The 22,566-nt window shown below is 74.3% G+C and carries 20 protein-coding genes; 15 read left to right on the top strand and 5 right to left on the bottom strand.

Annotated elements, in window-relative coordinates; genetic code table 11:
* Window positions 1-263 precede the first annotated feature (263 nt).
* The 8 genes from recN (at window position 264) to AB0881_RS36675 (ending at window position 11,923) form a co-directional block, all read left to right on the top strand.
* Entirely contained in the window at window positions 264-1,961 is a 1,698-nt protein-coding gene (gene recN, locus AB0881_RS36710) for a DNA repair protein RecN (protein WP_366624734.1), read from the top strand.
* Window positions 1,962-2,136: 175 nt separating this feature from the next.
* A complete protein-coding gene (steA, locus tag AB0881_RS36705; protein WP_366624732.1) occupies window positions 2,137-3,375 on the top strand; it encodes a putative cytokinetic ring protein SteA in 1,239 nt (412 codons plus the stop codon).
* A complete protein-coding gene (locus tag AB0881_RS36700; RefSeq protein ID WP_366624730.1) occupies window positions 3,372-4,328 on the top strand; it encodes a copper transporter in 957 nt (318 codons plus the stop codon). Before steA ends, AB0881_RS36700 begins: the two co-directional genes overlap by 4 nt.
* Window positions 4,325-5,254, top strand: coding sequence for a hypothetical protein (locus AB0881_RS36695; protein ID WP_366624728.1), 930 nt, complete (start codon window positions 4,325-4,327; stop codon window positions 5,252-5,254). The genes AB0881_RS36700 and AB0881_RS36695 overlap by 4 nt, the downstream gene beginning before the upstream one ends.
* A 172-nt stretch (window positions 5,255-5,426) precedes the next feature.
* Complete coding sequence (locus AB0881_RS36690; RefSeq protein WP_366624726.1) at window positions 5,427-7,085, top strand: lipid II flippase MurJ; 1,659 nt, start codon at window positions 5,427-5,429, stop codon at window positions 7,083-7,085.
* Entirely contained in the window at window positions 7,078-8,292 is a 1,215-nt protein-coding gene (locus AB0881_RS36685; protein WP_366624725.1) for a glycosyltransferase family 4 protein, read from the top strand. The genes AB0881_RS36690 and AB0881_RS36685 overlap by 8 nt, the downstream gene beginning before the upstream one ends.
* Before the next feature lie 275 nt (window positions 8,293-8,567).
* Complete coding sequence (locus tag AB0881_RS36680; RefSeq protein WP_366624756.1) at window positions 8,568-9,611, top strand: TerC family protein; 1,044 nt, start codon at window positions 8,568-8,570, stop codon at window positions 9,609-9,611.
* Between the two features lie 104 nt (window positions 9,612-9,715).
* Window positions 9,716-11,923, top strand: coding sequence for an acyl-CoA dehydrogenase (locus AB0881_RS36675; protein WP_366624723.1), 2,208 nt, complete (start codon window positions 9,716-9,718; stop codon window positions 11,921-11,923).
* A gap of 40 nt (window positions 11,924-11,963) precedes the next feature.
* Here the strand turns inward: AB0881_RS36675 and AB0881_RS36670 are convergent, their stop codons facing one another.
* Window positions 11,964-12,296, bottom strand: coding sequence for a hypothetical protein (locus tag AB0881_RS36670; RefSeq protein WP_366624721.1), 333 nt, complete (start codon window positions 12,294-12,296; stop codon window positions 11,964-11,966).
* 131 nt (window positions 12,297-12,427) lie between these two features.
* On the opposite strand from AB0881_RS36670, the gene AB0881_RS36665 reads away from it, so the two are divergent.
* Genes AB0881_RS36665 through AB0881_RS36655 form a run of 3 tightly spaced genes read left to right on the top strand, consistent with a single transcriptional unit; the run spans window position 12,428 to window position 15,272 of the window.
* On the top strand, window positions 12,428-12,913 hold the full coding sequence (locus AB0881_RS36665; protein ID WP_366624719.1) for a hypothetical protein: 486 nt from the start codon (window positions 12,428-12,430) through the stop codon (window positions 12,911-12,913).
* Complete coding sequence (locus tag AB0881_RS36660; RefSeq protein ID WP_366624717.1) at window positions 12,910-13,842, top strand: MoxR family ATPase; 933 nt, start codon at window positions 12,910-12,912, stop codon at window positions 13,840-13,842. The genes AB0881_RS36665 and AB0881_RS36660 overlap by 4 nt, the downstream gene beginning before the upstream one ends.
* Before the next feature lie 5 nt (window positions 13,843-13,847).
* Complete coding sequence (locus tag AB0881_RS36655; RefSeq protein ID WP_366624715.1) at window positions 13,848-15,272, top strand: VWA domain-containing protein; 1,425 nt, start codon at window positions 13,848-13,850, stop codon at window positions 15,270-15,272.
* A 14-nt stretch (window positions 15,273-15,286) separates the two neighbouring features.
* On the opposite strand, the gene AB0881_RS36650 is transcribed toward AB0881_RS36655, so the two are convergent.
* Window positions 15,287-16,675: an MFS transporter gene (locus AB0881_RS36650; RefSeq protein ID WP_366624713.1), complete on the bottom strand. Its 1,389-nt coding sequence runs from the start codon at window positions 16,673-16,675 to the stop codon at window positions 15,287-15,289.
* Between the two features lie 99 nt (window positions 16,676-16,774).
* On the opposite strand from AB0881_RS36650, the gene AB0881_RS36645 reads away from it, so the two are divergent.
* Together AB0881_RS36645 and AB0881_RS36640 are read left to right on the top strand one after the other, a co-directional pair.
* Window positions 16,775-17,275, top strand: a complete 501-nt coding sequence (locus tag AB0881_RS36645) for a helix-turn-helix domain-containing protein (protein WP_366624711.1) — start codon at window positions 16,775-16,777, stop codon at window positions 17,273-17,275.
* Window positions 17,276-17,322: 47 nt separating this feature from the next.
* Window positions 17,323-18,900 (top strand): adenylate/guanylate cyclase domain-containing protein, encoded by a 1,578-nt coding sequence (locus AB0881_RS36640; RefSeq protein ID WP_366624709.1) that lies wholly within the window; start codon window positions 17,323-17,325, stop codon window positions 18,898-18,900.
* On the opposite strand, the gene AB0881_RS36635 is transcribed toward AB0881_RS36640, so the two are convergent.
* The 3 genes from AB0881_RS36635 to AB0881_RS36625 form a co-directional block, all read right to left on the bottom strand.
* Window positions 18,897-19,646: a hypothetical protein gene (locus AB0881_RS36635; protein ID WP_366624708.1), complete on the bottom strand. Its 750-nt coding sequence runs from the start codon at window positions 19,644-19,646 to the stop codon at window positions 18,897-18,899. The two genes, AB0881_RS36640 and AB0881_RS36635, sit on opposite strands and share 4 nt — an antisense overlap.
* A 91-nt stretch (window positions 19,647-19,737) precedes the next feature.
* A complete protein-coding gene (locus AB0881_RS36630) occupies window positions 19,738-20,343 on the bottom strand; it encodes an AAA family ATPase (RefSeq protein WP_366624706.1) in 606 nt (201 codons plus the stop codon).
* Window positions 20,344-20,470: 127 nt separating this feature from the next.
* On the bottom strand, window positions 20,471-21,124 hold the full coding sequence (locus AB0881_RS36625; protein ID WP_366624704.1) for an MBL fold metallo-hydrolase: 654 nt from the start codon (window positions 21,122-21,124) through the stop codon (window positions 20,471-20,473).
* A gap of 220 nt (window positions 21,125-21,344) precedes the next feature.
* Here AB0881_RS36625 and AB0881_RS36620 point away from each other — a divergent pair, with 220 nt between their 5' ends.
* Both AB0881_RS36620 and AB0881_RS36615 read left to right on the top strand, forming a co-directional pair.
* Window positions 21,345-21,839: a hypothetical protein gene (locus AB0881_RS36620; protein WP_366624702.1), complete on the top strand. Its 495-nt coding sequence runs from the start codon at window positions 21,345-21,347 to the stop codon at window positions 21,837-21,839.
* On the top strand, window positions 21,809-22,566 hold a 758-nt coding region (locus tag AB0881_RS36615), incomplete at its 3' end, for a Crp/Fnr family transcriptional regulator (RefSeq protein WP_366624700.1). The genes AB0881_RS36620 and AB0881_RS36615, both read left to right, overlap by 31 nt.

Genomic DNA, 22,566 nt, shown 5'->3' with positions numbered 1-22,566 from the left:
CGGGCCGCCGGACGACGAGCCGGCCGGCCGCGAGATGACCAGGAGCCGGCCGGCGGACCTCGGCGGGCTCCCGGCATGCGAGGCGACGGCGGGTGAGGCGACGGGTGAGGTGACGGCGGGCGAGGTGACCAGGGACGATGCGATCGGCACGGGCGGACCTGAACCGGGCGGGGAGGCCCCGGGCGGACGAGGGCGGTAACCTCACCAGCGAGGCGCTGAAACCGGGATCTGTATTGCGAGGGGTTGTGACGCTGGTGCGTCCGATGGTCGATGAGGTGCGGATCCAGGGCCTCGGTGTGATCGACGAGGCCGTGCTCGATCTGTCCCCGGGGTTCAACGTCGTCACCGGCGAGACCGGTGCGGGCAAGACGATGGTGGTCACCAGCCTGGGCCTGATGTTCGGCGGCCGCGCCGACCCGCAGCGGGTCCGGCCGGGCGCCGGCCGCGCCACCGTCGAGGGCCGGATCATCGTCGATCCCGGCGGCCGGGTGGTCGAGCGGGTGGAGGAGGCCGGCGGCGAGCTGGACGACGGCGCCCTGATCGTCACCCGCTCGGTGTCGGCCGAGGGCCGCTCCCGGGCGCATCTGGGCGGCCGCTCCGTCCCGGTCAGCCTCCTGATCAACCTGGCCGACGATCTGGTCGCCGTGCACGGGCAGTCCGACCAGCAGCGGCTGCTGCAGGCCGGCCGGCAGCGCGGCGCGCTCGACAGGTACGCGGGGAACGCCCTGGTCAAGCCGCTGCGCGCGTACACCGCGACGTTCCGGCGGCACCGCGAGGTCACCGCGCTGCTGGAGGAGCTGACGACCCGGGCGCGCGAGCGCGAGCAGGAGGCCGAGCGGCTGCGCTTCGGCCTGGAGGAGATCGAGAAGGTCGATCCGAAGCCGGGCGAGGACGCCGAGCTGGCGGCCGAGGAGGAGCGGCTCGGGCACGCCGACGCGCTGCGCGGCGCCGCCGACTCCGCGCACGAGTCGCTGCTGGGCGACCCGTCGGCGGCGTTCGAGGCGGCCAACGTCGTGAGCCTGCTCGGCACCGCCCGCAACGCGCTGGACGCCGTGCGCGACCACGACCCGGAGCTGGCGGCGCTGGCCGACCGGCTCGCCGAGGCCGGCTACCTGGTCTCCGACGTGGCCACCGACCTGGCCGCCTACGCCGAGTCGGTGGACGCCGACCCGGCGCGGCTGGCGGTCGTCCAGGAGCGGCGCGCCGAGCTGACCGGGCTCACCCGCAAGTACGGGCAGACGCTCGACGAGGTCATCGAGTGGTCGCGGACGTCGGCCGCGCGGCTCACCGAGCTGGAGGGCGACGACGACCGGATCGAGGCGCTGCGCGCCGAGCACGCCGAGCTGTCGGAGCGGCTCGCGACCGAGGCCGCCGAGCTGACGTCGGTGCGCACGAGCACCGCCGAGCGGTTCTCGGCGGCGGTGACCGAGGAGCTCACCGCGCTCGCGATGCCGCACGCCCGCGTCCACGTGACGGTCACCCCGACCGGCGAGTACGGCCCGCACGGCGCGGACGAGGTCGAGGTGCGGCTCGCGCCGCACCCGGGCGCGCAGCCGCTGCCGCTGCACAAGGGCGCCTCGGGCGGCGAGCTGTCGCGGGTGATGCTGGCGATCGAGGTGGTGTTCGCGGGCGCCGACCCGGTGCCGACGTTCGTGTTCGACGAGGTCGACGCGGGCGTGGGCGGCAAGGCCGCGGTCGAGATCGGGCGCCGGCTGGCGCGGCTCGCCCGCAACGCGCAGGTGATCGTCGTCACGCACCTGCCGCAGGTCGCGGCGTTCGCCGACCAGCACCTGCTGGTGGAGAAGTCCGACGACGGCACCGTGACCCGCAGCGGCGTCACCGCGCTCGACCGCGAGGGCCGGGTCCGCGAGCTGTCGCGGATGCTGGCCGGCCTGGAGGACTCCGAACTCGGCCGCGCCCACGCCGAGGAGCTCCTGGAACTGGCCGCCGAGGAACGGTGACGGCCGCACCCGGCCGCGGCGCCGGAACGGGCGGGCCGGAGCGCGTGATCCGTCTCACAGGCGGGCGTTCCGACGAGGGCGGCGAGCCGAAAACCACAGACCGTGCACGAACGAACACGCCTGCCCGTTCGTCGTTACCGGTGTCGCCCCCCGCGCTCTGGCAGGATGATTGTTGATGAACGACCCGTCTTCGACCACCGAGCGGCGCGTCCGGCTCTCCCAGAAGCTGCCGCGGCGCGTACTACCGCTGCGCCGTGGCCGGGAGGACGGCCGTGCCGGAGTGAGCGCCGCGGTCCGGCTCGACCGCCGCACCAAGAACCTGACCAAGCGCCTGCAGCCCGGCGAGATCGCCGTCATCGACCATGTCGACCTCGACCGGGTCAGCGCCGAGGCGCTGGTGTCGTGCGAGGTGGGCGGCGTGGTGAACGTCGCGCCGAGCATCTCGGGCCGCTATCCCAACCTCGGCCCGCAGATCCTGGTGGAGGCCGGGATCCCGCTGGTCGACGACGTCGGCCCGGAGATCTTCACCCGGCTCGACGAGGGCGACCAGGTCAGGCTGGAGGACGAGGTCGTCTACCGCGGCGACGAGGTGATCGCCAAGGGCACGGCGCAGAACGCCGAGACCGTCGAGGCGTCCATCACCGAGGCCAAGGCGGGGCTGTCGCACCAGCTCGAGGCGTTCGTCGCCAACACGATGGAGTACGTCAAGCGCGAGCGCGACCTGCTCATCGACGGCGTCGGCGTGCCCGAGGTCAGCACCCGGCTGGAGGGCCGGCACGCGCTGATCGTGGTGCGCGGCTACCACTACCGCGAGGACATCGCGGCGCTGCGCCCGTACATCCGCGAGTACCGCCCCGTGCTGATCGGCGTGGACGGCGGCGCGGACGCGCTGCTGGAGGCCGGCTACCGGCCCGACATGATCGTCGGCGACATGGACTCGGTCTCCGACGACGCGCTGACCTGCGGCGCCGAGATCGTCGTGCACGCGTACCGCGACGGCCGGGCGCCGGGCCTCAAGCGGGTGCACGAGCTGGACCAGGAGGCGGTGGTGTTCCCGGCCACCGCGACCAGCGAGGACATCGCGATGCTGCTCGCCGACGACAAGGGCGCCTCGCTCATCGTCGCGGTCGGCACGCACGCCAACATGGTGGAGTTCCTCGACAAGGGGCGCGCCGGGATGGCGAGCACGTTCCTCACCCGGCTGCGGGTGGGCAGCAAGCTCGTGGACGCCAAGGGCGTGAGCCGCCTCTACCGCAGCCGGATCTCCACCGGCTCGCTGCTGTTCCTCGTGCTCGGCGCCTTCATCGCCATGACCACCGCCGTGTTCATGTCGCCGGCCGGGGATGTCATCCGCCCGCTGCTGGCCGACCGCTGGCACGCGTTCATCTTCTGGCTGACCGGACTCTTCACGTGATCGATTTCCGCTACCACCTCGTCTCCATCGTCGCGATCTTCCTGTCGCTGGCGCTGGGCATCATCCTCGGCTCCACCACGCTGTCGCAGTCGGTGACCAAGGGCCTCCAGCGGCAGACCGCCGCGCTGGCCAAGAGCAACGAGGAGCACCGCCGCGCCGAGGACAGGCTGCGCACCCAGGTGGAGGGCGACGAGAACTTCGCCCGCACGCTCGCGCCGCAGATCGTCGCCGACCGGCTCAAGGGCCAGTCGGTGGTCTTCGTCGAGACGCCGGGCGCCAGCAACTCCAGCATCGAGCAGCTGAGCGGGCTGGCCAAGAACTCGGGCGCCACCGTCACCGGCCGGGTGACGATCCAGAAGAAGTTCCTGGACGACGACCAGGCGAGCACCGTCGACGAGCTGGCCGCCCAGCTCAAGCCCGGCGAGCTGGCCTTCCCGTCCGGCGCCGGCACCTACGACAAGGCCGGCGCGGTGCTGGCGTCCGCGCTGATGACCAGGGACGGCGCCAACGCCGGCCGGGAGGACGCCGCCACCGCGTCGATCCTCGGCGGGTTCCGGCAGGCGGGTTACGTGACCACCAGCGGGAAGCCCGGCCAGCATGCGACACTCGCGGTCGTGATCGCACCGTCGTCGCCGTACGTGTCCGAGAGCGGCGACACCGACAACAAGGCGCTGCTCTCGCTGGCGGCCGCGCTGGACGGCGCCGGCCGCGGCACCGTGGTCGGCGGCCCGACGACCTCCACGCAGGAGGGCGGGCTGCTCGCCGCGCTGCGCGACTCCGACACCGACAAGACGGTCTCCTCGCAGGACACCGTCGACACGGCCTCGGGGCAGGTGGCGGCGATCCTGGCGCTGCAGAACGAGATGAGCGGCAAGACCGGCCGCTACGGGACGGGCTCGGGCGTGAACGGCTACCTCCCCTCGCCGGTCCCGGCCGCCGGAGGGAACGGATGAGCATGATCCGACCTGCCGCCCGGGTGCTCGCCGGCGCCGCGCTCGGCGCCGTCGCGGCGGGCGCCGCGTACCGGTCGCTGACCGCACGCCCGCCCGGCCTGAACGGGCTGCCGGGCGAGGAGGTCTGGGGCCGCACCAACCACCGCGGCGAACCGGTCACCCTCCTGGAGGGGCCCGCCTTCGTGGCCGGCGCCGCCGCCGGCGCGCTGCTGACCCCCGGCCTCGGCGGCCGGACCCGCGCCGCGGCGCTGCTGGCCGGTGCCGGCGCCGGGATCCTCGGCGGCTACGACGACCTGGCCGGTTCGGCCGACTCGCGCGGCTTCAAGGGGCATCTGGGCGCGCTGGCCAGGGGCGAGGTCACCAGCGGCGCGGTGAAGATCCTCGGGATCGGCGCGACCGGCGTGGTGGCGGCGGCGATCGCGGGTTCGCCCACTCCCTCCCGGGCGGGACGGGCGTTCGACACGCTGGTCAACGGCGCGATCGTGGCCGCCGGCGCCAACCTGATGAACCTGTTCGACCTGCGCCCCGGCCGCGCGATCAAGGTAGGGTTGATCACCGGCGTGCCGCTGGCGGTCACCCCCGCCGGCTCGGCCGTCGTCGCCGCCCCGCTGGGCGCCGCGGCCGCGCTGCTTCCCGCGGACCTGGCCGAGCGCGCCATGCTGGGCGACACCGGTTCCAACGCGCTCGGCGCGCTGCTGGGCCTGGCCGCGACCCGGCTGGGCCGCGGTCCCCGGCTGGCGGTGCTGGCCGGGCTGACCGGCCTGAACGCCGCCAGCGAGTTCGTCTCCTTCACCAAGGTGATCAAGAACACGCCGGTCCTGGACCGGATCGACATGCTGGGCCGCCGCCCGCCGGCGGCCCCGGTGCCGACGGGCGCGGTGCCCGCGCAGGCGGGGCCGGCCCCGGTCGCCGACCCGGCTCCCTGAGCCCGCCGCCCCCGAGCGCCCGCCGGTGAACCCGGAGGGCGCCCCGAGGGCTGCCGGCCCGCCGGGCGGCGCGGCCCGTCCGGCGCACGCCCCCCGACCATCGACCGACCGCCAGTGGTGAGAACCAGACCGTGACACCGACAGACGCGCCGCCGCCCCCCGCGGAGCGGGCGTGACGCCGCGCATGCGCCGGATCACCGGCGGGCTGGCCGGCGCCGCGGTGGTCATCGGTGTGATCACCGTGCTGTCGCGGCTGGCCGGTTTCGGGCGGACGTACGCGTTCTCGCAGACGGTCACCACGTCGTGCCTGAGCCAGGCGTACTTCACCGCGACGCAGCTGCCGAGCATCGTGTACGAGATCGTCGCGGGCGGCGCGCTGGCCGGCATGGTCGTGCCCGTCCTGGCGGGTCCGGCCGAGCGCGGGGACAGGGAGCAGGTCAAGCGGATCGCCTCGGCGCTGCTGACCTGGATCGTCCTGCTGATGGTGCCGGTGTCGGCGGTGATGGCGCTGCTGTCGCGGCCCCTGATGGAGCTGCTGGTCGGCGGCGACCTGCAGGGCTGCTCGCGGTCGGGGATCGTGTCGGTCGGCGCCGACATGATGGCGGTCATGGCGCCGCAGATGGTGATGTACGGGGTCGCGGTCGTCCTGTACGGGCTGCTGCAGTCGCACCGGCGGTTCGTCGCGCCCGCGCTGGCCCCGCTGATGTCGAGCGTGGTGGTGATCGGGGCGTACCTGGCGTACGCGCCGCTGGGCCGCGGGTACGAGAACGACCTGGCGGGGCTGCCGCTGCCGGCGGAGCTGACGCTGTCGGTCGGGACCGCGCTCGGCGGGGTGGCGATGGCGGCGACGGCCGGCGTGGCGGCCTGGCGGCTGCGGCTGGGCCTGCGGCCCGCGCTGCGCTTCCCCGAGGGGGTGGCGCCGAAGGTGCGGCGGCTCGCGGTGGCCGGGCTGGCGACGGTGCTGGCGCAGCAGCTGTCGGCGCTGCTGGTGGTGCGGCTCAGCTACGAGGGCACCGGCGGGGCGCTGGCCAACTACCAGTACGCGTGGGCGATCTACCTGCTGCCGTGGGCGATCCTCGCGGTGCCGATCGCGACCAGCGCGTTCCCGATGCTGTCGGCGCGCACGGAGGAGCCCGCGGAGTTCGACCGGATCACCGCCGCCACCACCCGCGCGGTGATACTGGCGTCGTGCGCGGGCGCGGCCGTGCTGGCCGCGGTGGCGCTCCCGGCCGCCGCGGTGTTCAATCCCGGGCAGGCGGACCAGCAGGACGTGCTGAGCCGGGCGGTGCTGGCCTTCGCGCCGGGGCTGCTCGGGTACGGGCTCGTCGCCCACCTGGGACGGGTGCTGTTCGCCTGCCATCGGGGCAGGATGGGGGCCGCCGCCACCGTCGCCGGCTGGCTGCTGGTGATGGCCGCCGACGTGGCGCTGGTGCTCACCGTCGAGCGGCAGTGGGTGGTGGCGGCGCTGGGGCTGGGCAACGCCGCCGGCATGACCGTGGCGGGGGCGCTGCTGCTGGCCGCGGTGGTGCGGGCCCGGGGCCGGGCCGCGGTACGGGGCGTACCGCGCGCGCTGGCCGCCGGGATCGCCGGGGGAGCCGCCGGAGGGGCCGCGGGCAACGCCGCCGCGGCCGCCCTCGGCACGGGGGGACAGGTGCTGAACATCGGGATCGCCGCGCTCGCCGCCGTCGTCGCCGCGGCCGCGTTCGCGGCGGTCGCGTTCGTGATCGACGGCCGGGATCTGCGGGCCGTGCTGACGGGTGGGCGGAGGCCGGGGGGCCTGGGGGGCCGCCCCCGGAGTGACACTGAGCCGGAAGGTGGGCGGAATGACTGAACGACACGCTGCCGCGGGAGATGTGGCCAAGCTGGACGGGCTGCGGGTGGCGCTCGTCCTCGGCACCAGCGCGGGCGGTGTCGGCCGGCATGTGCGGTCGGTGGCGTTCGGGCTGGCCGGGCGGGGCGCGCGGGTGGTGGTGTGCGGGCCCGCCGAGACCGAGGAGACGTTCCGGTTCGGGCGGCACGGGGTGCGGTTCGCCGCGATCGACCTGGCCGACCGGCCCCGCCCGATGAGCGACGCGAAGGCGGTGGGGCGGCTGCGCGCGATGCTGCGCGGCGCGGACGTGGTGCACGCGCACGGGCTGCGGGCGGGCGGCCTGGCGGCGGCGGCCTGCGCGCGGGTCGCGCCCGGTCCACTGCGGCTGTCCCGCGGCGGCGCGCCCCTCGTGGTGACGCTGCACAACGCGGTGATCGCCGGCGGGACGACGGCGATGGCGTACGCGGCGCTGGAGCGCGTGGTGGCGCTGGGCGCCGACGAGGTCCTCGGCGTCTCGCCCGACCTGGAGGACCGGATGCGCGAGCTGGGCGCCCGCTCGGTCGGGCACGCGCTGGTGCCCGCGCCGGTGCCGCGCTCGCAGCCGGGCCCGGCGGCCCGGTCGGACCTGCGCGCCGAGCTGGGCGTGGGGGAGCGGCCGCTGATCCTGACGGTGGCCCGGCTGGCCGACCAGAAGGGGCTGCCGCTGCTGCTGGACGCGGCGAAGGGGTGGGCGCGCCGGACCCCGCCGCCGCTGGTCGCGATCGTCGGGAACGGCCCGCTCAGGGGCGTGCTCCAGGACCGGATCGACCGCGAGGACCTGCCGGTCCGGCTGCTCGGCGGCCGCGGCGACGTCCCGGCGCTGCTGGCGGCGGCCGACGTGACCGTGGTGCCGAGCCTGTGGGAGGGGCAGCCGCTGATCGTCCAGGAGATCCTGCGGACCGGGCGGCCGCTGGTGGCGACCAGGGTCGGCGGGATCCCGCGGATGGTCGGGGCGGTGCGGGCGCCCGGCTCCGGGGACGCGCTGGTGCACGGGCCGGAGTCGGAGGCGGCGCTGCTCGTCCCGCCGAACGACCCCGCCGCGCTGGAACGGGCCGTGAGCCGCGTCCTGGACGACTCGGCGCTGGCCGTCCGGCTCGGCGCGGCCGCAGCGGAGCGGGCCGAGTCACTGCCGAGCGAGTCCGACGCCGTCGACCAGCTCGCGGGCATCTACCTGCGGCTCGCGGGCTGAACCGGGCTGAAACGGTGCCCGAGTGGGAAGCGGTCAGGTCTTAGACGCCTCCCGCGCGGATCCGGTTCGATCTTTTCCTGAGAAAATTCTGGATCTTTGGAACGCCTTGGAAGGGCGCTGCGTTTGAGGAGGTAGTGGAGGGGAGTATCCCTGCGCGCCGGTTTCGTCAGCACGGCCGATCCGTATCGGCCCGGGATCGGCGGCCCGCACCGGTCGACCAGGGCGGGAGAGACCTCCGGCGCTGAACCATGCCCGCCGGAGGTGCTGTTTTGCACGTGTCCCCCCTGGTGTGGGGCCTGACGCTGTTCGGGATCCTCGCCGTCATCCTGGCCGACCTGTTCCTCATCCACCGCAACGACACCCGCGAGTTCACCACTCGCCGGGCCGCGTTCTGGTCCTCGATCTACATCGGGCTCGCCGTCGTCTTCGGGCTCGGCGTCTGGGCGTTCTCCGGAGGCGAGTACGCCGCGCAGTACTTCGGCGGCTTCGTCACCGAGAAGAGCCTGAGCGTCGACAACCTCTTCGTCTTCATGGTGATCCTCGCGCGGTTCGCCGTCCCCAAGAGCGCGCAGCACACCGTGCTGATGGCCGGGATCATCATCGCGCTGGTCCTGCGGGGCGTCTTCATCGCCGCGGGCGCCGCCGCGCTACACGCCTTCACCTGGGTGTTCATCATCTTCGGCGCCCTGCTGATCTGGACCGCGATCGGCATGATCCGGCACCTGGACGAGGACGAGGAGGTCGGCGAGAACTTCCTGCTGCGCTGGGCGCGCAAGGTGCTGCCGACCAGCGACGAGTACGAGGGCAACAAGATCTTCACGCGGAGGAACGGCCGGCGGCTGTTCACCCCGCTGTTCATCGTGATCGTGGCGATCGGCTCCACCGACGTGATGTTCGCGCTGGACTCCATCCCGGCGATCTTCGGCCTGACCACCGAGCCGTACCTGGTCTTCACCGCCAACGCGTTCGCCCTGATGGGCCTGGTCCAGCTGTTCTTCCTGGTGGGCGGGCTCGCCGAGCGGCTGGTCTACCTGAGCCACGGGCTGGCGTTCATCCTCGGCTTCATCGGGGTCAAGCTGATCTTGCACGCGATGCACGAGTACGGTGTCTCCTGGGCGCCCGACATCCCGATCTGGCTGTCCCTCGCGGTGATCGCCGGCACGCTCGTGGCCGTTACGCTGGCCAGCCTCACGGTCGGGCAGCGGCGCGCCCCCGCCGCCGCGGAGGGCGCCCCTGAGGCGGCGCCCAAGGCGGCCGGCAAGGGCGAGGCGGATGCCCCGGCCGTGCTGGAGGCGCGCGAGGAGGCTCGCGAGACCTGAGGGTCCCGCGTTACCCGATCTGAGACCAAAGTCACTCCCCACGGTGACCCGAATCCTGTTCTAGAATCAGGGTCGACACCAATGGGGCTGAGAGAAGGTGACGCATGGCCATCGGGCTGACCGAAGAGCATGAGGCACTCGCCGAGTCGGTACGCGGGTTCGCCGAGCGCAACATCACGGCCGCGGTCGTACGGGCCGCGCTGGACGCCGGCGAGGAGGTCCGCCCGGAGTTCTGGTCGGCCCTGGCCGAGCAGGGCCTGCTCGGCCTGCACCTGGACGAGGAGCACGGCGGGCAGGGCTACGGCCTGCTGGAGCTGGCCGTCGTGCTGGAGGAGCTGGGCCGGGCCGCGGCGCCCGGCCCGTTCCTGCCGACCGTGCTCGCCGGCGCGGCGGTGAACGCCTCCAGCAACGCCAAGGCCCGCGCCGAGCTGCTGCCCGGGCTCGGTGACGGCTCCCGGACCGGCGCCCTCGCGCTGGCCGGCGGCCTCACCGGGCGCCGGGACGGCGACGCGCTCGTCGTCACCGGCACCGCCGAGCCGGTGCTGGGCGCCGCGCTCGCCGACGTGCTCGTGCTGCCGGTCGCCGTCGAGGGCGGCGGGACCGAGTGGGTGGCCGTGGACGCCGCCGAGGCGACCGTGACCCCGGTCGAGGCCAGCCTCGACCGGGTGCGCCGGGTCGCCAAGGTCGAGCTGGCCGGGGCGCAGGTCGCCGCCGACCGCGTCCTGGACGGCCTCACCGACGCCGGCGTCCGGGGCCTGGCCGCCACGCTGCTGGGGGCCGAGGCGGCCGGCACGGCGGGCTGGTGCGTCACCACCGCGTCCGAGTACGCCAAGGTCCGCGAGCAGTTCGGCCGCCCGATCGGCCAGTTCCAGGGCGTCAAGCACAAGGCCGCCCGGATGCTGATCGCGCTGGAGCAGGCCCGCGCCGCCGTCTGGGACGCCGCCCGCGCCCTCGACGACGGCGCCGAGGACGCCGCGTTCGCCACCGCGGTGGCGGGCGTGATCGCGCTGGACGCCGGCGTGAAGACGGCCCGCGACGCCATCCAGATCCTCGGCGGCATCGGCTTCACGTGGGAGCACGACGCGCACCTCTACCTGCGCCGCGCGCTGACGTTGCGCGCCCTCGCCGGCCCCGCCAAGGGGTACGCGGCCGAGGTGGCCGGGACGGCGCTGGCCGGCGGCCGCCGCGAGGTCGTGCTGGAGCTGGACGAGGACGCCCAGCCGGTACGCGAGCGGATCCGCGCCGAGATCGCCGAACTGGCGAAGATCTCCGACAAGGGCGAGCTGCACCGCACCATGGGCGACGCGGGCTGGACCGTGCCGCACCTGCCCGAGCCCTGGGGCCGCGGCGCCGGGCCGATCGAGCAGGTCCTCATCCAGCAGGAGCTCAAGGCCGCGAAGGTCAAGGCGCCCAACCTGGTGATCGGCGCCTGGCTGGTGCCGTCGCTGGTCGCCTACGGCAGCGACGAGCAGAAGGAGCGCTTCCTGCGCCCGACGCTGCGCGGCGAGATGATCTGGTGCCAGCTGTTCAGCGAGCCGGGCGCCGGCTCCGACCTGGCCTCGCTGTCGATGCGGGCCGAGCGGGTCGAGGGCGGCTGGAGGCTGACCGGGCAGAAGATCTGGACGTCGGTCGCCCAGCACGCGCAGTGGGGCTTCTGCCTGGCCCGGACGAACCCCGACGCGGCCAAGCACGACGGCATCACGTACTTCCTGGTCGACATGAAGGCGCCGGGCGTGGACGTGCGGCCGCTGCGCGAGCTGACCGGCGAGGCGCTGTTCAACGAGGTCTTCCTGGACGAGGTGTTCGTCCCCGACGACCAGGTCGTCGGCGAGGTCGACAAGGGCTGGCAGGTCGCCCGCAACACCCTCAGCAACGAGCGGGTGTCGCTGTCGACCGGCGGCGGCATGGGCATGGGCGTGCCCGAGCTGCTGAAGTTCTACGAGGGTGAGGAAGCGGGCCTGGACCCGGTCGCCCTGGCCGAGGTGGGCGGGCTGGTCGCGCAGGGCCAGTCGATCGACCTGCTGGGCCTGCGGACCACGCTCAAGCAGCTGAACGGCGTGGAGCCGGGCGCCGAGGCGTCGGTCCGCAAGCTGCTCGGCGTCCAGTTCAACCAGGACGTCGCCGACCACTGCTGGGCCGCGCAGGGCGCCGCGGCCGCGACCGAGGCGCCGATGACGCGCGCCGGCATCGTGGCGCGGGCGATGCTGTTCAGCCGGGCGATGACGATCTACGGCGGCACCACCGAGGTGCAGCTGAACATCATCGGCGAGCGGCTGCTCGGCCTGCCCCGCGACCCCGAGCCCGGCAAGTAGCGGCGGGACCGCGGCGGGCGTCCCGCCCGCCGCGGCCCGGTCACGGCCGCCAGGCGTGGACGATGTTGACGAGGACGATGGCCACCCACACGGTGATCAACCCGGGCATGCCCGTCATCTCCGCGGCGATCGCGCTGAGCGGGATCGCGGCGAGCAGCGAGACGATCGCCAGAGCCGGCGAGCGGTCGGTCCTCGGACGGGGCGGCGCGCTCACGCCCGGCCGCGGGCCGCGGGCGGCCGCGCGGGCGGCGAGCTGCTCGTCGATGCGCTCGGCGAGCGTCTCGATGAAGGCGTCGTCATAGTCGGGCCCCAGCTCCCGCCGGGCCGCCAGCGCCGCGGCGAGATCGTCGCGCGGCAGGCGTTGACTGGTCATTCCCTGTTTATACGCACAACGCCGGGGCGGTGGCCTCACTCCTGGGAACGAAACCGCGCGTACGACCTCGGGCTGAGAGGGATGACCTGGATAAAATGCCGACTTCGTCCAGATTCAGTACGGAGGTCCACGTGAGAGCTCGGGCCCGCTCGGCCGCCCCCCACGCCCGCGCCGCCGCCGGTTGCGCGGTGCTCGCCCTCGGCCTCGCCCTCGCGGGCTGCGGCGGCGACGACAAGCCCCCGGCGAGCGCCGGCGCGTCGTCGAGCCCGCCGATCCCCGTGCCCTCCGTGCCGATCGGCAGCCCGTCCGCCGGCGCCTCGAAGCTGGAGAAGGTGCCCAAGGTGCAGGCCGGGCAGATCAGGCCGCTGGTCGGGCGCTGGAACGGGCCGAACGGCGACTACTTCCTGTTCAAGACCGACGGCAGCGGCGCCTGGATGAAGGGCCGCCAGGCGCTCTGGAACGGCCAGGTCATCCCCGAGGGCAAGGGCAAGTACCGCTTCTCCTGGCAGGGCGGCGACCCCAAGAGCGCCTCCTACTGGGGCGCCACGCTCAACGCCGGCGGAACGAAGATGGTGTTCGCCGGCACCAACCAGACCTACACGAAAGCCAAGGGATGACCGCCCAGGGAACTGAGACCGACACTCGAACGGACGGCGGGCCGGAATCCGGGACGGCCGCCGGCGCGGGGGGATTCGCGTCGCCGGCCGACGCCGGGCGGCGGCTGGCGGGGGTGGACTACCTGGCCGACGAGTCGATCGCCACCACGGTGTTCCTCGCCCAGGCGCTCGGCAAGCCGCTGCTGGTGGAGGGCCCGGCCGGGGTCGGCAAGACCGAGCTGGCCAAGGCGGTCGCCGCCGCGACCGGCTCCGAGCTGATCCGCCTCCAGTGCTACGAGGGCCTGGACGAGGCCCGCGCGCTGTACGAGTTCAACTACAAGAAGCAGCTGCTGGCGATCCAGGCCGCGCCGCAGGACCGCGGCTGGCAGGAGACCCACGAGGACATCTTCTCCGAGGAGTTCCTGCTGGAGCGGCCGCTGCTGGCGGCGATCCGGCGCGACCACCCCACCGTGCTGCTGATCGACGAGGCCGACAAGGCCGATGTCGAGGTCGAGGGCATGCTGCTGGAGGTGCTGTCGGACTTCCAGGTCACGATCCCCGAGCTGGGCACGGTCAGCGCGGTCCGCCGGCCGTTCGTGCTCATCACCTCGAACGCGGCGCGCGAGCTGTCGGAGGCGCTCAAGCGGCGCTGCCTCTACCTGCACCTGAACTATCCCGACCCCGAACGGGAACGCGACATCGTGCTCGCGCAGGTCCCCGGGATCGAGGCGGCGCTGGCCGAGCAGCTGGTCCGCACGGTCGGGACGCTGCGCGAGATGGAGGTCAAGAAGGCGCCGTCGATCGCCGAGACCGTCGACTGGGCCCGTACCCTGCTGGCCCTGGGGTTGGACGAGCTGGACGAGGCCGCCGTGTCGCGCACCCTCGGGGTCGTCCTCAAGCACGTCTCCGACCAGGAGCGCGCCACCCGGGAACTGGGACTCAAGGGCTGATCGCGGTGGCGGATCCCGACGTACCCGCGCCCCCCGGCGGGGAGCGGCGCTCCCTGGTCGACCGGCATACGGGCTTCACCGCGGCGCTGCGCGAGGCCGGGCTGCCGGTGTCGGTGGCCGAGGGGCTGGACGCGGTGCGCGCGCTGCAGATGATCGACCTGGTCGACCGGGAGGCGCTGCGGTCGGCGTACGCCGCGACGCTGGTGAAGCGGCCCGTGCACCGCACGACCTTCGACACCCTCTTCGACCTGTGGTTCCCGGCGGCGCTGGGCGACGGCGCCGCGGCCGGGCCGGAGCCGCGCCGCCCCGCCGCGGGGGAGCGCCGCGTACCGCCGCCGCTGGACCCCGAGGTGCAGGCGCGCCGCCGGGAGCTGTTCGACCTGCTGCTGTCGGGCGACGACGCGGGGCTGCGCCAGTTCGCCCGCACGGCCGTGGCCGAGTACGGGCAGACGCCCGGCCAGGAGTCGTGGTTCTCCTCCGGCGTGCTGCGGGCGATGTCGCCCGAGACGCTGATGGCGAGCCTGCTGAACGCCGTCCTGAACGACCGGGAGCGCGGCGGCATGGCCGAGCGCGTGGCCCGGCAGAACTTCCGGTCGCGGATCGAGCGGTTCCAGGACCTGGTCGCGGGCGAGGTGCGGCGGCGCATCGCCGAGGACACCGGCGTGGAGCGGACCGCGCGGATGGTCGTCCGGCCGCCGCTGGAGAAGCTCGACTTCGGCCGCGCCGCCCGCAGCGACCTGGCCGCGATGCGCCGCGAGATCTATCCGATCGCGCGCCGGCTGGCGACCAAGCTCCAGCAGAAGCAGCGCGCGGGCAACCGCGGCCGGCTGGACTTCCGCCGGACGGTGCGGGCCTCGCTGGCCAGCGGCGGGGTGCCGCTGACCACCCACCACCGGCCCCGCCGCCCGCACAAGCCCGAGCTGGTCGTGCTGTGCGACGCCAGCGACTCGGTGTCGGCGTTCGCGCACTTCACGCTGCTGCTGACGTTCGCGCTGCGGGAGCAGTTCAGCAAGGTGCGGGCGTTCGCTTTCATCGACGCGACCGACGAGATCACCAAGTACTTCGCCCCCGGCGTGGACGTGGTGGACGCCATGACCCGGCTGGCCCGCGAGGCCGACCTGGTCTGGATCACCGGCCGCAGCAACTACGGCCACGCGATCAAGGTGTTCGACCGGAGGTACGCCGACGCCATCACGCCGAAGACCTCGCTGCTGGTGCTGGGCGACGCCCGCTCCAATTACGGCGAGCTGTCGCTGCCGATCCTGGAGCGGATGGCCGGCCGGGCGCGGCACGCGTACTGGCTCAACCCCGAGCCCCGCTCGCAGTGGGACACCGGCGACTCGGCGGCCTCCCGGTACGGCGAGATCGTCCCGATGTACGAGTGTCGCAACCTGTCGCAGCTCACCGAGTTCATCGAGGAGCTGGCCTAGGCGGGGCGGGGCGTTCAGTCCCGGTCCGGGACGAGTGCCGCGAACACCGCTCCGAGCAGGGCGATGGCGCTGCAGACCACGATCGCCACGTTGGCGCCGTGCGCGTACGCCTGCGCCGGGCTCGCGTGGCCGCCGGTCCCGGTGACGATCGTTCCGACGAGCGCCACGCCGAGCGAGGCGCCGATGTAGCGCGCGGTGTTGTTGGCGCCCGAGCCCATGCTCGCGCGCTCGGGCGGGACGCTCTCCACGGCCAGCCGCGCCAGCATCGCGTTGCCCAGGCCGCTGCCGATCCCGGCCAGGACCAGCCCGGGGACCATGCGCCACCAGTGCTCGTCCGGGGCGAGGCCCAGCAGCGCGAGCTGGCCGGCGGCGTTGAGGACGAGCGCGGCGGCGAGCAGCCGTCCCGCCGGGAGCCGCGCGGGCAGCCGCCGCGCCTGCGCCGCCGCGACGAACGACAGGCCCGACCAGATGGCCAGCAGGAACGCGGCGGCCAGCGGGCCCATGCCCAGCGTCACGTACAGGACGGTCGGCACGAAGCTCATCAGGCCGATGATCCCGAGCCCGGTGACCAGCGCGCCGGTGACCGACAGCAGGAAGCGGGGCCGGCGGAGCAGGCCGAGGTCCAGCATCGGCTCGCGGCGGCGGGCCTCCACCAGCACGAACGCGCCGAGCAGCACGGCCGCCAGGACGAGCAGCGCGGCGACCTCGGGACGGGTCCAGCCGAGCCGGCCCAGGGTGACCGCGGCCAGCAGCGCCGCGACGCCCAGGCTCATCGTCACCACGCCCGGCACGTCCAGGCCGCGGCGCCGCGCGGCGCGCGACTCGCGCAGCGTGCGGGCCGCGACGACGGCCAGCAGTACCGATCCCGCGACCGTGGCCCAGTACCAGAGCCGCCAGCCGCCCAGGACGCCCAGCCCGGCGGCGGCGATCGGGCCGAGCGCGATGCCGAGCCCGACCATGGCGCCCCAGATCCCGGTGGCGTGCGCGCGCCGCGGGCCGGTGAAGGTGGCGCCGATGAGACCCAGCCCCGCCGCGATCAGGGCGGCGCTGGCGGCGCCCTGGACGATCCGGCCCGCGACGAACACGGCGGAGCCGGGCGCGACGGCGCAGGCCGCGCTGGAGACGGCCAGCAGGGCGGCGCCGAGCACGAACACGCGCTTGCGGCCGTGGTCGTCGGCGAGGCTGCCGACCGCGAGCAGCGCGGCGGCCAGGCCGAGGCTGATCGAGCTCATCAGCCAGATCTGGGCGGTGGGACCGGAGTGCAGCCCGGCGGCGGTGTCGGTCAGCATCGCCAGCGGCGCGGTGTAGTTCATCAGCGCCAGCAGCGTGGCGGCGGCCGGCAGGGCCAGCGCGCCGCGGGCGTCCCCGGCCGTGCCGGCCGCGGGGGAGGCCAGTGTCGTCATCCCGTTCCCATCTGGAAGTTCAATCAACGAACCGCAACGGCGACGACCGTAGCACGGTCGAGTTCGGTCAATGAACTAACTGGACGGTAATGTGGGGCCATGGCACTCGGCAAGGACTACGTCAAGCAGGACTGCTCGCTGGCCCGCGCCCTGGAGGTCGTGGGGGAGCGCTGGACGCTGCTGATCGTCCGGGACGCCCTGTACGGCGTCCGCCGGTTCGGCCACTTCCAGGCCCACCTGGACATCCCCCGCGCCGTCCTGTCGGCCCGCCTCCAGGCGCTCCTGGACGCCGGGGTGCTCGCGAAGGAGGGCCAGGACTACCTGCTCACCCCCACCGGCCGCGAGCTGTGGCCCGTCGTCCACACGCTGGCCCGCTGGGGCGACCGCAACTTCTCCGACCGGGGGGCCTGCCGGCTGTTCGTCCACATCGGCTGCGGCGAGCGCATCGACACCGGCGGCGCCTGCCCCGCCTGCGGGCGCGTCGTACCGCTGGAGGAGCTGGAGATGCACCCCGGCCCCGGCCTTGACCCCACCCGCGACGACCCGGTCAGCGTGGCCCTCCGGGGGCCCCACCGGCTGCTGGAGCCGATCCTCGCCTGACGCCCTGGTGTCAGATTGGTCACTGTGAGCGGCTAACCTGCACGCCCATGGAGACAGAAGCGGCGGAAGGGACGCGCGGGCGCCGGCGCGGCAGCCTGTTCGGGCCCTTCTGGCGCCTGATCGACGGCCGGCCCGGCGACTCCCGGGCCCAGATCGCCCGCCGCGCCCGGATCCTGGTCACGCTCGCGACCGGGCTGGCCAACCTGGGCGGCGCGCTGGTCGTGCTGCTGTTCACGATGGTGGTGCCCGAGCCCGCCGGCGAGGTCTCCGAACGGCTCCGCACGTTCAACTACCTGGTCTTCACCGCGTACGTGGTCGCGGCGGTCCCCGCCGGGCTGGTGCTCGGCGAGCGGTTCTTCCGGCGGATCCGGCGGCTGGCCGAGCGGCACGGCGCCCCCGACAAGCACGAGCGCTCCCTGCTGCTGTACGGGCCGCTGCGGCTGATGGCCGTCCACCTGACCCTGTGGGGCATCGGCACCATCGGCTGGGTCCTGATCAACCTGCCGTTCTCCTGGCTGCTGGCCGTCAAGCTCGGCCTCACCAGCGCGCTCGGCGGCCTGACCACCTGCACGATCGTCTACCTGCTCACCGAGCGGCTGCTGCGGCGCGCCGTGACCAGCGCGCTGGCCGCCGGGACGCCGCGCCGCACCGGCCTGCCCGGCGTGGTGGCGCGGTCGGTGCTGGCGTGGGCGCTGGGCACCGCCGTCCCGATCCTGGGCCTGATCGTGCTGGCGGTCGGCTCGTTCATCATCCACAAGGTCACGCTGCGCGACTTCGCGATGGCGACGCTCGCGCTGGGCGGCGCCGCCCTCGTGGTCGGGCTCGCGGTCACCTACGCGGCGGCCCGCGCGATCGCCGACCCGGTCGAGTCGGTACGGCTGGGGCTGGCCCGGGTCGAGCGCGGCGACCTGGACGTCGAGGTCCCCGTCTACGACGCCAGCGAGGTCGGCCTCCTGCAGGCCGGCTTCAACCACATGGCCGCCGGGCTGCGCGAGCACGCCCGGCTCCAGGACCTGTTCGGGCGGCAGGTCGGCGAGGACGTCGCGCGGGTGGCGCTGGAACGCGGCATCGACCTCGGCGGCGAGCTGCGCGAGGTCGCCGTCGTCTTCGTCGACATCATCGGCTCCACCCGGCTGGCCGCCGACCGGCCGCCCACCGAGGTGGTCAAGCTGCTGAACGACTTCTTCGCCGTGGTGGTGGAGACGATCGGCGAGCACGGCGGCTGGATCAACAAGTTCGAGGGGGACGCCGCGCTGGCGATCTTCGGGGCGCCGCTGCCGCTGGCGGACGCGCCGGTCCGGGCGCTCGCGGCGGCCCGCGAGCTGGCCGTCCGGCTGGCCGCCGAGGTCCCCGAACTGCGCGCGGCCGTCGGCGTGTCGGCGGGCGAGGCGGTCGCCGGGCACATCGGCGCCGAGGAGCGCTTCGAGTACACGGTGATCGGCGACCCGGTCAACGAGGCCGCCCGCCTCACCGACCTGGCCAAGAACACCGACGCCCGGGTGCTGGCGGCGGGCCGGCTGGTCGAGGAGGCCGGACCGGAGGAGGGCGGCCACTGGGTGCTCGGCGAGGAGGTCGTGCTGCGCGGCCGCGCCGAGCCGACCGTCCTGGCCGTCCCGCGCGCCTAGGACGGGACGATCGTGGCCTTGCGCAGGGTCGTGTAGTACGGCGACTTCGTGAAGCCCGGCCCGGTCTCCTCGCCGATGTAGACGTCGGCGTGGTGCTCGCCCCCGTACCCGGGGCGGAACAGGTCCGTCACCTTCCACGCCGCCGCCCGGAACCGGTCGCAGATCCGGTCCGGAACGGGCCGGCCCTTCCAGTCCTCGCCGCAGTCGGCGATCACGAACCGCTGCCCGCGCGCCAGCACGTCCCTGTCGGCCGCGGCCGACGACCAGGCACGGAGCGGCTTCGCGGTGGAGTCGCGGGTGCTGTCGTCCAGCCACCATCCGACGCTGTGCGACCAGTTCAGGTAGCGGCCGCGGTGCGGTCCCGAGGTGATCCGCCCGCTGCCCTCGGTTTGGATGATCTTGAGGAAGTCCTCCGGGTACGAGCCCAGCGGCGTCTTCCCCCACTTGCAGTGCAGCTCCGGGCACCCGCGCACGGCCTTGGGCCTGCCCCCGTGGTACGACTGCACGGCCGTGTAGTAGGTCGTGATGCGCCAGGACGCGGGCTTGCCGAGGGGAGTGGCCGTCCGCGCCGCGGGAGCCGGCGTCGAGGCCGTGGCGGAGGCCGAGCCGGGCGCGGGGCCGGTGGGCGCTCCGGTGGGCGCTCCGGTGGGCGGCGGGACCTCCGGGGGCTCCGTGGCGGCCGTCGACCGCGTCCCGCAGCCGGTCAGGAGCAGGCACATCACCGCGAAGGCGGCCCTCGACCGCATCAGGCCCCTCTCCGTCGCACCCCGTCACACTGGACGTTCCCGGACGCACCCATGGTGCCATGCGGGCACGGCGGGCACGCTCGCGTCCCGGTCAGGTGAAGCGGATGGCCTTCAGCGCGTCGGCCTCGGCCCGCGACAGCACCGTGACCGTGGCGGCCGGGGCGACCGTGCCGCCGCGGGCGCGCTCCACCAGCGGATGCCAGCGCCGGCAGTGCCGCGCGAACGTCATCGTCGCCACCACGCGGCCGCGCGCCCGCTGCCCCTCCAGCGCCGTGCGCGGATCGACGTCGATCAGCACCAGGTGCACCCGGCCGCCGTGCCGGGCGGCCAGCCAGGAGAACATGTGCAGGATGTGCGGCCAGGTGCCGCGCGTGTGGGCGACCACCCCCTCGCCGCGCATCACCGCCCGGGCGATCCACCACACGTGCGTGGCGTTCACCAGCGGCACCCTGGCCCGGGCCGGGACGGCGCGCAGCCGGCGCGCCCAGCGGTTGCGGGCCTGGCGGGAATCGATCACCCGGCCGCCGTCGATCGCGACCGGCTCCGCCTCCTCACCGCCCAGGCCGTACAGCCGGTCGAGCAGCGTGCTCTTGCCCGCGCCGGGCAGCCCCGCCACCAGCACGAGCGAGCCCGCGGGATAGCGCAGCTCGGGGCTCGCCCCCGCCCCTGTCTCCGCCTTCTCGAGTTCGCGGATCACTCATCTCCCGGTCTCGGCCCCCGCGGTCACTGGTGGTTGGGAAAACGAACACCTGTGACCAGTGGTTCCTGCCCGGGAATCCGCGAAAGACGCGGAAAGCGTGCGGGAAAAGGCGCGCGGCGTCCGGTCACCAGCCGCGGGCTTCCCATTCGGGAAGGCTCGGGCGCTCGCGGCCCAGGGTGGAGTCCTTGCCGTGCCCCGGGTAGAACCAGGTGGCGTCGGGCAGGCGGTCGAAGACGCGCTCGCTGACGTCGGCGAACAGCTGCTTGAAGCGGGTCTCGTCGCCCCAGGTGTTGCCGACGCCGCCGGGGAAGAGGCTGTCGCCGGTGAACAGGTGCGGGCGCTCGTCGCCCGCGTACAGCAGGGCGATCGAGCCGGGCGTGTGGCCGCGCAGGTGGATGACCTCCAGCTCGGCCTCGCCGACCCGGATCGCGGAGCCGTGCTCGGCGGGCTCCGCCACCGGTACGGGCAGCGCCTCGGCGTCGAACGGGTGGGCCGCGACCGGGGCGCCGGTGGCCTCGACCAGCTCCTCGAGCGCCATCCAGTGGTCCTGGTGGCGGTGGGTGGTCACGATCCGGGCGAGCGGCGCGTCGCCGACCAGCTCCAGGAGGCGGGGCGCCTCGTTGGCGGCGTCGATGAGCAGCTGCTCGCCGGTCGCCGCGCAGCGCAGCAGGTAGGCGTTGTTGTCGTACGGGCCCACCGCGATCTTGGTGATCGTGAGCCCGGGCAGCTCGCGGACCTCGGCCTGGCCGCCGACCTCGACGTTCCCCGTGTAGCTCATGTGCCCTCTCCCATGGTGCGAGCCCCTGGTACGAATCCCGTGCGCTTCCCATGCGATCACGGGTGCCCCATCCTCCCTCATCCGCGGGGTGGCCGGGCACGGGGGTGACAGCCAGAATGGGTCAGCGGACTCAGCCGAGGCGTGCCGTTCCGGACGGACGTTTCCGGCCCGGTGGCACACCATCGAGGACGGAAGGGCAGTTTCGACCCTGGAGGGCGCGTTGGCCACGGTTTTCCGGCCGCGTCACGAGACGCGGCCGCTCCCGGCGGAGACGCCGGAGGAGATCCTGGGGCACGCCTGCACGCTGCTGAGGCTGTGCGGGCAGGACGCCGCGATCGCGGTGGCGCTGCTGGCCGTGGTGGCGGCCGGCGTGCTCACGCGGATGCCGGCGGGGGTGCTTCCGCTGCTGCTCCTGGTCCCCGTGGCGGGACCGTTCGCGATGGCGGCGGGCTACGTGGTCCGGGCCCGCCGCACGATGGTGTCGGCGCTGGCGGCGGTACGGGCGGGCACGGGAGCCCCGCTCGACCCCACGGTGCCGTGGACGCCGGCCGGCCTCGCCGCCGGCCCGGCGCCGGGCGTGCGGGACGTCGAGCTGCGCCGGCTGCTGGGGGCCGCGTACCGGTGCTGCGACCTGTCCTGGCACGCGGTGGTCTGGGCGGTCGGGACGAGCGCGGCGTTCGTGCTGTGGACGACGGTCATGACGGCGGCGGGGTGAGCATGGCCGACCATGACGCGCGGCCCGGAAGCTTCTGGGAACGGCTCGGCGACACCGACCGGCAGGCGCTGCGGGCGATGGGCCGGCGGACCGACATCCCCCCTGGTGGCACGCTGTGCCACCAGGGGGTGATCGCGGCGGGCGTGCACGTGGTGTTCAAGCTGGGGGCGCGCACCACGACGGACGTGGTGGCCAAGGAGTTCGTGGACTCCAGCGAGGGCGACGAGTCGATCATCGACCTGGTGGGGCCGGGGGACCTGGTGGGCGCGCTCGCCCCGTGGGGGCATCCGCAGCGCGGCACCGTGACCGTGCTGGACCACGTGGCCACGCTGCGGCTGGACCGGGAGAAGTTCGGCAGCCTGCTGTCGGCCAACCCGCGGGTGGCCGAGGCGATGATGCACACGCTGGCGCGCACGACGACGTTCGGCGGGCGGCGGCACGCGGTGCGCTCGGCCGAGCACCAGCAGCGCCTGGCGTACCACCTGCTGGAGCTGGCGCACCGGTTCGGGCGCCGCACCGCGCGCGGCGTGGAGATCCCGCTGCGGATGAGCCAGGCCGAGCTGGCCAACTGGTCCGGGATCTCGCGGGAGACGCTGGTGCGCTGGTTCCGGCTGTGGCGCTCGCGGGGCATCCTGGACCGCCGGCCGCGGCCGCTGACCATCCTCGATCCGGACGCGCTGCGGCAGGCGGCCAGCCCGTGGGGCGACGAGTGGCCCGACGCCGCGCC

It is taken from the genome of Spirillospora sp. NPDC029432, from assembly GCF_040703975.1.
In the GTDB taxonomy this organism is placed as follows: Bacteria; Actinomycetota; Actinomycetes; order Streptosporangiales; family Streptosporangiaceae; genus Spirillospora.
Note: the sequence above shows the minus strand (reverse complement) of the source record. Positions and strands in the feature narration are given on the sequence as shown.